Origin of the sequence: Burkholderia sp. B10, from assembly GCF_004368385.1 — a bacterium.
Taxonomy (GTDB): Bacteria; Pseudomonadota; Gammaproteobacteria; order Burkholderiales; family Burkholderiaceae; genus Burkholderia; species Burkholderia vietnamiensis.
In genome coordinates this window covers 1-11,098 of record NZ_PQMX01000118.1, presented here as the reverse complement: position 1 = coordinate 11,098, position 11,098 = coordinate 1, and the positions used below count along the sequence as shown (strand labels likewise).

The following is an 11,098-nucleotide window of genomic DNA, read 5'->3' as shown; positions in this document are numbered from 1 at the left end:
GCCCATCCCCGCACTGCCGCCGCCCGTCGCGCCGGCCCCGGCGCCCGTGCCGGCGCTGCCGCCGCCGTTTGCGCCGGCGCCGTTGCCCATACCGCCGCTTCCTCCGCTGCCACCGCTACCACCATTACCGGCCGCGCTCGGGCCGCCCGGCTTGGTCCGTACATGCGGCCGCGCGTGCGAACGTTTGCCGCGTGCGTCGTTCATGCGCGTCGCAGGCGGCGGCGCGGCCGTGTTGCCGTTCGACATGCCGCCGCCGCTATCCTGCGCCGACGTATCGGGCGGCGACAGGATCGGCGCGCCGGTGCCGTGGTCCGCGCGCTGCGAGTTTTGCGCCCACGCGGCCGGCGCGGCGGCGACGAGCGCGACGGCTGCGCACGCAACCAGACGGCGCGCGGCAGATTTCGATTCGGATGCTGACTTCATGGTGCGTTCTCCCTCAATGGAACCGCTGTCGTGGAACGTTCATGCGCAGACGAATCAGCAAGGCCCGTGCCGTCGTCGTCGGCCGGCACGCCACTTGCGGCCCCGCGTCCGTTCATCCGATCCCTTACGGAGTCGCCGCCATGCCTTCCGCTTCCGCTTCACCGCCGCACGGCAAACGCGCGTCGCGCCGCCCCGGCCGCGCGCGCAGCAACGGTCCCCAGCACCGCAACCGCTGGTCTGCCGACGTGATGCAAAAAAGTGACGCCCTCGACCTCGAGCCGCACATCTTCCAGTCCGACGATCCGGCCGAGATCGCCGCGTCGCTGAAGCGCTCGGCCGAGCACAGCCGCCGCCGCAAGGCGACGCCGTTCCAGTCGGCGATGTCGATGCTGAACTTTTATGTGAACCGCGCGGGCCGCAACCTGCCGAAAACCCGTCGCGCGACGCTCGAGCGCGCGAAGCGGAAACTGCGCGAGGCGTTCGGCCGCAAGCCGTGACCGCACGCCTTTTCCCTCTCCCACTACTCGTTTTCGCATGCATGAAACCCTCTGGTATCTGATCGTCGGCGCGGTGTTGATGGGCATGGGCGTCGCGACTTCGGCGCTGCGCCATCTGCCCTGCAGCAGCGCGATGATCTATCTCGCGCTCGGCATCGCGCTCGGCCCGGCCGGCGCGGGGCTGCTCCATCTCGACATCGAACGCGACGCGGCGCTGCTGCGCGAAATCGTCGAGATCGCGCTGCTGGTGTCGCTGTTCGCGATCGGCTTGCGGCTGCGCGTGTCGCTGTCCGACAAGCTGTGGCTGGTGCCGTGCCGGCTCGGCCTGCTCGCGATGATCGTCACGGTGCCGCTGCTGGCCGGCTGCGCGATGCTGGCGCTCGGGCTCGGCTGGGGCCCCGCGCTGCTGCTCGCGGCGATCCTCGCGCCGACCGACCCCGTGCTCGCGCACGACGTGCAGGTGCACGATCCGGGCGACCGCGACCTCGTGCGCTTCGCACTGTCCGGCGAAGGCGGGATGAACGACGGGATCGCGCTGCCGTTCGCGCTCGCGGGGCTCGCGCTGTGCGGCGCGGCCGAGATGCCGCACGGGCAGCCGGCGCTGTCGGGAACGTTCCTGCTGGCCGCGCTGTGGGGCACCGCGGGCGCGGCCGCGATCGGCGGCGTGCTCGGCGCCAGCGCGACGCGCGCGATCGGCTGGCTGCGCACGCGCTATGCGCAGGCGCTCGGCTTCGAGGGCTTTTTCGCGCTGGCGCTGATCGTGCTGTCGTTCGGCGCCGCGCAGCTCGCCCAGACCTTCGGCTTCATCGCGACCTTCGCGGCGGGCGTCGCGATGCGCCGCGTCGAGTACCGCGCGAGCGGCGGCCGGCGGCCGCGCGAAGTGATCGGCCGGATCGACTCCGAAGATGTGGTCGCGACCGAAAAGCATCCGGAGAAGGTGCATGCGTTCATGACCGAATCGGTGCTCGATTTCACGATCGAACTCGAACGGATCGCCGAAGCGGTCGTGATGACGATGATCGGCAGCGTGCTCGGCACGCTGACGGCGCCGCTCGTCACGTGGGGCGCGGCCGCGCTCGCGGCGCTGCTGTTTTTCGCCGTGCGCCCGCTCGCGGTGTCGCTCACGCTCGCCGGCTCACGCGCGACGCCGGCGCAGCGGCGGCTGATGGCATGGTTCGGGATCCGCGGAATCGGCTCTTTCTACTATCTGCTGTTCGCGCTCGAGCACGGACCGTCGAGCGCCGTGCGTCCGCTCGCGGCGCCGGTGCTGGCGGTCGTGTCCGCGTCGGTGATCGCGCACGGCATCTCCGCGACGCCGCTGATGGACTGGTATTACCGGCTGCAGCAGCGTCGCCGCTGAACGCGTCACGCCCCGTCGAGCCGCGCGCGCATCTGCGCGGTAATGCGCTGGCGCGTGTCGTCGTAGCCTTCCCACGGGTCGCGCTTCAAGCGCTCGAGGCGCTCGTGCAGCGTGTCGATGGTCCACTGCGCGCCGCCCGTCGTGTCGGGCACCTCGTCCCAGTGCAGCGGCACCGATACGCCCAGCCCCGGCCGTGCGCGCACCGAGTAGGCGGCGATCGTGCTCGCGCCGCGACCGTTGCGCAGGTAGTCGATGAAGATTTTGCCGCGCCGGTGCCGCGGCCCCATCCTCGCGGTGAAGCGCTCGGGCAGCGCGCCCGCGACGTGCTGCGCGAGCGCGCGCGAGAACGCCTTCACGTCGTCCCAGCCCATGTGCCGCGTGATCGGCACGACGACGTGCAGCCCCTTGCCGCCGCTCGTCTTGCAGAACGAGCGCAGGCCGAGCTCGTCGAGCAGCCCGCGCACCAGCTGCGCGGCCTCGATCATCGCGCTCCACGGCAGCGCCGGATCGGGATCGAGGTCGAACACGATGCGATCGGGCCGCTCGATGTTCGATGCATGCGCGTTCCACGTATGCAATTCGATCGTGCCCATCTGGGCCGCGCCGAGCAGCGCATCGACGCTGTCGAGCGACAGCAGCGCCCCATGCCCGGGATCGAGCCCGGGGTGCTGCGTGACGAACGGAATCTCGCGGCGCTCGGCGTGCTTCTGGAAGAACAGCTCGCCGGTGATGTCGCCCGGTGCGCGCACGAGCGACACGGGCCGCCCTTTCAGGTCGGGCAGCAGCCACGGCGCCACCCATTGCCAGTAGCGTGCGAGATCGATCTTGCGCGTGCCGCTCGTCGGGTCCAGCACGCGCTCGGGATGCGTGATGCGCACGCGGCCGGACAGCTCCGCGTCGCCGTCCTCACGTGCGTTGCGCGCGGACGCGCTCGCGCGCGCGTTTGGCTTGCGCTTGCCCGTATCGTCGGCGGCGCGCGACGCGCGCTTGCGTTCATGGCCCGCGTCGGGCGTGCTCTGCTGTCGCTCCATCGCTCCCTCCGTTTCCATATGCTTCGGCATTTCTCGGACGATCTGCGTCGCCGGCTTGTCGTCGCGCAACGCGATGAACGCGGCCTGCCGCACGATGCCGTCGCCGGTCCATTCCGCGAATTCGCATTCGGCGACGAGCGTCGGCTCAACCCAGTGCGCGCGCGTGCGCGTGCGTTCGCGCGGCGCCGGCTCGAACGGCGTCGTGTCGCGCTCGTGCCGGCGCAGCAGCGCGGCGAGCCGGTCGAGCGCGCGCGCGTCGAAGCCGGTGCCGACGCGGCCGACGTAGCGCAGCGGCGCGGCCGCGCGCGAGCGCTTGCCGGCCGGCGGCGCGTCGTGCACGCCGAGCAGCAGCGCGCCGAAGCCGTGGCGGCTGCCCGACGGCTCGGTGTAGCCGCCGATCACGAATTCCTGCCGGCGCCGGCATTTGAGCTTGATCCAGGCCGCCGACCGTCCGCCGCGATAGCGCGATTCCGCCCGCTTGCCGATCAGCCCTTCGAGGCCGGTGTCGCAGGCGCTCGCGATCAGCGATGCGACGTCGTCGCCGAGATCGGGGGAAAAGCGCAGCCGGGTCGGGTCGCTGTCGGCGACGAGCGGCTCGAGCAGCGCGCGGCGCGCGGCCAGCGGCGCATCGCGCAGGTCGTAACCGTCGAGATACGGCAGGTCGAAGACGAACAGCGTGACGTCGTCCGACTGCCCGGCGCCGAACGCGTTCTGCAACGCCTGGAAGTCGGGCAGGCCGTTCGCGCCGAGCACGACGGCCTCGCCGTCGAGCCACGCGTCGTCGACGGGCAGCGCCGCGAGCGCATCGCGCTGCGCGCGCAGCTTCGCGGTCCAGTCGCGGCCTTCGCGCGTCATCAGCTTCACGTGGCGACGCGCGCCCTTGCCGGCGATGCGCGCGAGGATCCGGTAGCCGTCGAATTTCAGCTCGTAGCGCCAGTCTGCGTCGGCGGGCGGCGCGTCGACCAGCGTCGCCAGTTGCGGCGCGATGCGCTCGGGCAGCGGCGCGCGCACCGCGCCTTCGACGGTGGAGGGATCGCGGTCGCCGGCGGATGCGCGGTCGGGAGTACGCGTACGGCGAGGGGTGCGGTCGGCGTCGCCGGCGCCGGTGCGAGCTCGGACGCGGGCGGCGCCGGGGTCGCTTGCGGCAGCACCGTCGCGGGCCGCGGCGCGGTCGCCATCGCGAACGTGCGCGCGGGCGGTGGCGCGATCGCGGTCATCGGCGCGCTCGGCGGCTCGTGCCGCGCGCTCGCCGCTTCGCGCGGCGCGCTTGCCGGTCTGCGTGGCGCGCTTGCCGCCGCCCCCCGCGCGCGCCGTCGCATCGTGCGAGTCCGCGCCCGCGCCGCCTGTCGCCGACGACGCCCCGCCTTCACCGTCGTGCACGCTGCCCGGCCGCTCGCCGACCACGTCGAATTCATCGGCGCTGCGCGCCGCTTCGTCGCGCTCCTTGATCAGCAGCCACTGCTCCTGGCGTCCCTCCTGCCGCCCGCTGCGCACCAGCGCCCAGCCGCCGTGCAGCTTCTCGCCATCGAGCCGGAACGTCAGCTTGCCCGCGCGATAGCCGCTGCGCGCGCCCGCGACGCCGCCGTCGGGCGTCCACGTGCCTTCGTCCCACACGACGACCGACCCGGCGCCGTAGTGGCCGGCCGGAATCTGCCCTTCGAACGACGCGTATTCGACCGGATGATCCTCGACGTGCACGGCCAGACGCTTCACCGACGGATCGAAGCTCGGCCCCTTCGGCACCGCCCATGACTTCAGCGTGCCGTCGAGTTCGAGCCGGAAGTCGTAGTGCAGCCGCCGCGCATGATGTTCCTGGATCACGAAGCGCAACGGCCGGCGCGGGGCCGCACGCCCATCGGGCTGCGGCTGCGGCTTCGCGCGCCGCCGCGCGCCCGCGCCGGCGGGTTCGGGCGTCGCGTCGAAATGGCGTTTGCGGCGATACGGATCGAGCTTGCCTGCCATCGCGTCACCTCGCGTGAACTGGATCGCGCACCGTCAGGCCGCGTGCTTGCGACGCGCGGCGGTCTTCTTCGTCGCATGCTCGGCCGCCGACGCGCGCTTCGCGGCCGGCCGCTTCGCCGCGGGCTTCTCGGCTGACTTCGCGGCTGACTTCGCGGCCGCGCCCTTCGACGCCGATTTCGCGGCGGGCTTGCGCCGGGCGCCGCCGCGCGGCGCGGCGTCCGCCCCATCCGCTTCGCCGTCGTCCTCCGCATCGCGCGCGCTCGCGGCGCGGCCGCCGCCGCCACCGCCGCCGCGCAAGCTGCGCTTGAGCAGCTCGGTCAGATCGACGACGTTGGTCGCCGTGCGGCCGGTCTCGGCCGGACGCTCCTCGATCTCCTCGATCTTGCCCGCGCGCACCTTGCGCTCCACCATCTCGAGGATGTCGTCGCGAAACGTGTCGTGATACTCGTCGGGCGTCCACTTGCCCGACATGTCGTCGATCAGCTTCTTCGCCATCTCGAACTCGCGTGCGGTCACGCCGGCGCGCTTGGCGTCGTCGGCCGGCACCGACAGCTCGTCGAGCGGACGCAGCTCGTCCTGCCAGCGCAGCGTATCGAGCGCGAGCAGCGGGCCGACCGGAATCAGCGCGCCCAGTTGCTGGCGATCGCGCATCACGACCAGCGCGATGCCGATCTTGCCGCTGTCATTCAGCGCATCGCGCAGCAACGCGTAGACCTTTTCGCCCTTGCGGTCCGGCACGAGGTAGTACGGCGTGTCGAGATAGAGGAACGACACGGCGTCCTCGTCGACGAAGGTCAGGATATCGACGGTCTGCGTCGATTCCGGATTCGCCGAGCGGATCTCGTCGTCGGTCAGCACCACGTAGCGCTCCTTCTCGTACTCGTAGCCGCGCACGATGTCGTCGCGCGTGACCTCCTTGCCGGTGCGCTTGTTGATCTGCCGGTAGCCGACCGGGTCCATCGAGCGCCTGTCGAGCATCCGGAACGACGGCTTGACGGTGCGCGTCGCCGGGAACAGTTGCACGGGCACGTGCACCAGCCCGAAGCTGATCGCGCCTTTCCATATCATCCGCGGTGGCATCCCTGTTCCTCCTTGCCGCAGGCGCGCCCGTCTGCGCGAGCCGGGCGCGCGGTGCGGCGCTACGCCGGCAGCTCGGCCGCCTGCTGCTCGCGCGCCCAGACGCGGTGCCGGCCAAGCTCGCCGGAAAACGCGCCGAGCACCGCGTCGAGATCGGCCACGTGGCCGACGCACACGCCTTCGGCCGGGTCCGGCAAATGCGCGGCGCTCAACAGCTGACGGCCCGAGCCGACCGCCGCGATCGGCTTCAGGTGCTTGAACGCCTCGCGCACGAAGTGGCACGCCTCGGCGTTGTGCGCGAGTTCGCGGCCGTCGCCGCCGCAGACGAACACCGCGTCGAACATTACCGACGGCATCCCCGCGAGCGTCGCCTGCGGCACGATGCTGCCGATCGGCGCGAGCGTCGGCGCGACGACGGTCGGCACCGCGCCCGCCGCCGCCAGCGTGCTGCGCACCTGGTCGACCAGCGCCTGACTCACGCCCGGCGTCGCGACCAGCGCGATCTTGCGCGAGCGGATCGTCGGCTTCGCGCGGCCGACGAGGCTCAACGACGGCGCGAGGCGCGCGACGGCCGGCGTCGTCGCCGTCTGCGGCGCGGGCAAGCCGAGCCGCTCGGCCACTTCCGCGGCAAGCCCCGCGTCGAATCGCGCGATGATCTCGTTCACGACACGCGCGCGAATCTCCGGCTTCGTCACCTTGCCGAGCTCGAAGCAATACGCATCGCGGATGTGCCGCTGCTCGATGTCGGTCATGCTCTGGTAGAACAGCGCGGCCTGCGAGAAATGGTCGGCGAACGATTCGCTGCGCACGCGCACCTTGGTGCCTTCGAGCGGCTCGGGCACCGTCTCGAAGCCGCCGCCGGCAGGCGCCGGCGGCGTCTCGCGCGGCCAGCCGCCGTTCAGCGAATTCGGCTCGTACGACGCCTGACCGACCGCAATGGTCTGCCGGTGCATCGCGTCGCGCTGATTGTTCGCGAACGGGCACAGCGGCCGGTTGATCGGGAGCTCGTGAAAATTCGGACCGCCGAGCCGGCTCAGCTGCGTGTCGGTGTACGAGAACAGCCGCCCTTGCAGCAGCGGGTCGTTCGTGAAATCGATGCCGGGCACCACATGGCCGGGATGAAACGCGACCTGTTCGGTTTCGGCGAAGAAGTTGTCCGGGTTGCGGTTCAGCGTCATGCGGCCGATCGGCTTCACCGGCACGAGTTCCTCGGGCACCAGCTTGGTCGGGTCGAGCAGGTCGAAGTCGAATTTGCGCGCGTCGGCCGGGTCGATCAGCTGCACGCCCAGTTCGAATTCCGGATAGTCGCCGCGCTCGATCGCCATCCACAGATCGCGGCGGTTGAAGTCCGGGTCGTGGCCGGCGATGCGCTGCGCCTCGTCCCACAACAGCGAATACGCGCCGCTCACCGGCCGCCAGTGGAATTTCACGAAGTGTTCGGCGCCGGCCGCGTTGACGAACCGGAACGTGTGCACGCCGAAGCCGTCCATCGCGCGATAGCTCGCCGGTAGCGCGCGGTCGGACATCAGCCACAGCACCATGTGCGTGGTCTCGGGCACGAGCGACACGAAATCCCAGAACGTGTCATGCGCGGACGCGCCGGTCGGCATCTCGTTCGGCGCCTCCGGCTTCACCGCGTGCACGAAGTCCGGGAACTTGATCGCGTCCTGGATGAAGAACACCGGCATGTTGTTGCCGACCAGATCGTAGTTGCCTTCCTCGGTATAGAACTTCACCGCGAAGCCGCGCACGTCGCGCACGGTGTCGGCCGAGCCGCGCGGGCCCTGTACGGTCGAGAAGCGCACGTACACCGGCGTCTCGGCCGCCGGGTCCTGCAGGAACGCCGCCTTCGTGTAGTCGGCCATCGACTCGTAGACGCGAAACACGCCGTGCGCGGCCGACCCGCGCGCATGCACGACACGCTCGGGGATCCGCTCGTGATCGAAGTGCGTGATCTTCTCGCGCATGATGAAGTCTTCGAGCAGCGACGGGCCGCGCGCGCCGGCGCGCAACGTGTTCTGGTTGTCGGCGATGCGCACGCCCTGGTTGGTGCGCAACGCCTCGCCGTCAGGGTGCTGACAGTGCTCGTCGAGCTGACGCGCCTTCGCGCTGTCGGATTGCGGTGCGGCGGAAGGCTGGCTGCCGGATGGAGCGGAGTTCGTCATGCAGGCATCCTCGTATCGATTCGGTCAGGAGCGGCGACGTGCGCGTGACGGCGCATGTCGCCGCTACGGAAAACGGCCCGCGCCGGGGCGGCGCGAGCCGGCGCGGCCGCGCGCGATGGCGCGGCGGGCCACGGGTGCGGCGTCAGGGCGCGCGCAATGCGTCGTCGAGTTCGGCGCGCGTCACGTCCACCGCGACGCGGCATTCGATCTCGGCATCCTCGACGCGCGGCTTCTCCTCGTCCACCGCGCGGCGTGCGAGGTCGCACACGTGCGTGCGCACGCGCAGCCGGTCGGCCGTGCCGAACGACGCATAACGCGCGAGCACGTCCGGCGCGAAGCCGAGGTCGACCACGCAGCGCCACTGGCGTGCGCGCTCGTCGGCCGGCACGCGCACCCACGACACCTGGATCGTGAGCCGGCCCGACGCGTCGTCCGCGTGGACGACGAGGGTCGACTGCGACGGAAACCCGTTCGCGAGCGCATGTTCGAGTTCGGCGATGCGCTGCGAACGGTCGGGCGCGTCCGTCATCTACGCACGACGCCCAGCAGCAGCGTGACCAGGAAGATCACGACAAAGATGTAGAACAGGATCTTCGCGATCTCGGCCGCACCGGCCGCAATGCCGCCGAAGCCGAACACGGCGGCGATGATCGCGATGACGAAGAAGATGATGGCGTATCGAAGCATGAATTCCTCCTGGTTGACGGTGACCGGCGGCGCGCTCGCCGCGATCAAGAATCGTGCTTGTGCTTGGGTTTGCCGTGGGTCGGCGTCGAGGCCATTTTCTCGAGCTCCTTCTCGCTCATCGATTTGGCCATCGACTTCGACGGCGGCTTCAGGTCCTTCATTTTCGTGTCGCCGCGCTTGGCCGACAGGGCGGCCCCCGCGGCGCGCTGCTGTGCCTGGGATTTGGCTGGCATCGCTTGCCTCCTTTCGGTGACGCGCGCGGTGGCCGCGGCTCGCGGGCCGCGCGCAGTTCGAACGGTATCGTCATGCGGCGTCGCGCCGGCGCATCTCGGCCGGCGGAATCTTCATCGCCTGGCGATACTTGGTCACGGTACGGCGCGCAAGAAGAATGCCGCGCCCCGCGAGGTTCTGCGCGAGCGCGACGTCCGACAGCGGATCGGTGTGGCGCTCGGCCGCGATCATGTCGCGGATCAGCACCTTCGCGGCCGATGCCGAGCACACGCCCTTGCCGGCTGCCTCGAGCTTGCGCGGGAAGAAATGCTTGAACTCGAAGGTGCCGTGCGGCGTGGCCATGTACTTGTTGCCCGTCGCGCGCGACACGGTCGATTCGTGCAGATCGAGCTCCTCGGCGATGTCGCGCAGCACGAGCGGCTTCATCGCGATCTCGCCGTAGCGGAAGAAGTCGCGCTGCCGCGCGACGATGCATTCGCCGACGCGCTGGATCGTGTCGAAGCGCTTCTGCACGTTGCGGATCAGCCAGCGCGCTTCCTGCAGCTGCTGGCCGAGCGGCGAATCGCGCTCGCCGCTCGACTGCGCGAACAACGTCGCGTAACGCTCGTGCAGACGCGCGCGCGGCAGCACGGCCGGGTTGATCGTGACGATCCATTCGTCGCGCACCTGACGCACGATCACGTCCGGCACCACGTAGTCGCCGCGCGTGCTGCCGTAGTGATTGCCGGGGCGCGGATCGAGCCCGCGCACGAGCGCGCAGGCGGCTTGCAGCGTCTGCTGGTTGCAGCCGACGCGCCGCTGGATCTCCGCCGTTTCCCGGCGCGCGAGCCGTTCGAGGTGGTCGCGCGCGATCGCCTTCGCTTCGGCGAGCGCCGGCGTGCCGGCCGGGATCGCGTCGAGCTGCAGCAGCAGGCATTCCGACAGCGAGCGCGCGGCGATGCCGGGCCGATCGAGCATCTGCACGAGCCGCAACGCGACCGCCAGATCCTGCTCGGACACCAGCAGCGCCGGATCGGCGGCGCCCAGCAGATCGCCGAGTTCCTGCCGCAGGTAGCCGTCTTCGTCGAGCGCGTCGATCACGATGCGTGCCGCCTCGCGATCGCGCCGGTTCAGCGGATAGAGCCGCAGCGCGTCGTGCAGATGCTGATGCAGCGACGGCTCGGCGGCCATCCATTCGCCCGGCGACAGATCGCCGCCGTCCTCGCCCTGGCGGCCCGTGCCGCGCATCGTCGGGGCCGCCGTGTACGACACGTCGCCGTCCGGCGCGCGCACGTCGTCGCGTTCGGGCGCGGTGTCCTGCGGGGCCGCCTCGGCGGTGTGTTCGGGTGTATCGGCCGGCGCCTCGTCGTCGCCCTGGCCATCCTCGAGAAACGGATTCGAGTCGAGCGCCTGCCGCAATTCCTGCTGGAATTCCAGCGAAGACAACTGCAGCAGACGAAGCGACTGCTGAAGCCTCGGCGTGAGTGCCAGGTGCTGTCGCATCTGGAGCGCAAGCGTGACTGACATCGATGTCCTCCTGACGGTGTGCGGAATTCGTATGCGGGGATCGATGCAGCTTCCGTGCCAGTACGGCAAAGCGCCGTCCGGCGCGGCTCTCAAGGGTTCGTACCCTGGCGCGGGCGGCGCGTGAGACCGCTTTTTTACAAGCGGGGGGAAGTTCGGGGG

10 protein-coding genes are annotated in these 11,098 nt (G+C 70.7%); 2 read left to right on the top strand and 8 right to left on the bottom strand.

What is annotated here, in order from left to right; all coding sequences use genetic code 11:
* Window positions 1–423, bottom strand: a 423-nt coding sequence (locus C3Y15_RS30090) for a hypothetical protein (RefSeq protein WP_134206925.1), incomplete at its 3' end; no start/stop codon positions are given.
* Between the two features lie 140 nt (window positions 424–563).
* On the opposite strand from C3Y15_RS30090, the gene C3Y15_RS30085 reads away from it, so the two are divergent.
* Together C3Y15_RS30085 and C3Y15_RS30080 are read left to right on the top strand one after the other, a co-directional pair.
* Window positions 564–920, top strand: a complete 357-nt coding sequence (locus tag C3Y15_RS30085; RefSeq protein WP_046427226.1) for a DUF3175 domain-containing protein — start codon at window positions 564–566, stop codon at window positions 918–920.
* A 37-nt stretch (window positions 921–957) separates the two neighbouring features.
* On the top strand, window positions 958–2,280 hold the full coding sequence (locus C3Y15_RS30080; protein ID WP_046427223.1) for a cation:proton antiporter: 1,323 nt from the start codon (window positions 958–960) through the stop codon (window positions 2,278–2,280).
* Window positions 2,281–2,285: 5 nt separating this feature from the next.
* Here the strand turns inward: C3Y15_RS30080 and ligD are convergent, their stop codons facing one another.
* The 7 genes from ligD to C3Y15_RS30045 form a co-directional block, all read right to left on the bottom strand.
* Entirely contained in the window at window positions 2,286–5,273 is a 2,988-nt protein-coding gene (ligD, locus tag C3Y15_RS30075; RefSeq protein ID WP_046427221.1) for a DNA ligase D, read from the bottom strand.
* A gap of 33 nt (window positions 5,274–5,306) precedes the next feature.
* Window positions 5,307–6,353, bottom strand: a complete 1,047-nt coding sequence (locus tag C3Y15_RS30070; RefSeq protein ID WP_124259994.1) for a Ku protein — start codon at window positions 6,351–6,353, stop codon at window positions 5,307–5,309.
* Window positions 6,354–6,412: 59 nt separating this feature from the next.
* On the bottom strand, window positions 6,413–8,515 hold the full coding sequence (katE, locus tag C3Y15_RS30065) for a catalase HPII (RefSeq protein WP_046427217.1): 2,103 nt from the start codon (window positions 8,513–8,515) through the stop codon (window positions 6,413–6,415).
* A 142-nt stretch (window positions 8,516–8,657) separates the two neighbouring features.
* Window positions 8,658–9,044 carry a DUF3022 domain-containing protein gene (locus C3Y15_RS30060; RefSeq protein WP_124259995.1) on the bottom strand — a complete coding sequence of 129 codons (387 nt, stop codon included), beginning with the start codon at window positions 9,042–9,044 and terminating at the stop codon, window positions 8,658–8,660.
* Window positions 9,041–9,202: a DUF1328 family protein gene (locus C3Y15_RS30055; protein ID WP_006498332.1), complete on the bottom strand. Its 162-nt coding sequence runs from the start codon at window positions 9,200–9,202 to the stop codon at window positions 9,041–9,043. The genes C3Y15_RS30060 and C3Y15_RS30055 overlap by 4 nt, the downstream gene beginning before the upstream one ends.
* 44 nt (window positions 9,203–9,246) lie before the next feature.
* Window positions 9,247–9,435 (bottom strand): DUF3008 family protein, encoded by a 189-nt coding sequence (locus C3Y15_RS30050; RefSeq protein ID WP_011879877.1) that lies wholly within the window; start codon window positions 9,433–9,435, stop codon window positions 9,247–9,249.
* A gap of 70 nt (window positions 9,436–9,505) precedes the next feature.
* Complete coding sequence (locus C3Y15_RS30045; protein ID WP_124259996.1) at window positions 9,506–10,939, bottom strand: RNA polymerase factor sigma-54; 1,434 nt, start codon at window positions 10,937–10,939, stop codon at window positions 9,506–9,508.
* Window positions 10,940–11,098 lie beyond the last annotated feature (159 nt).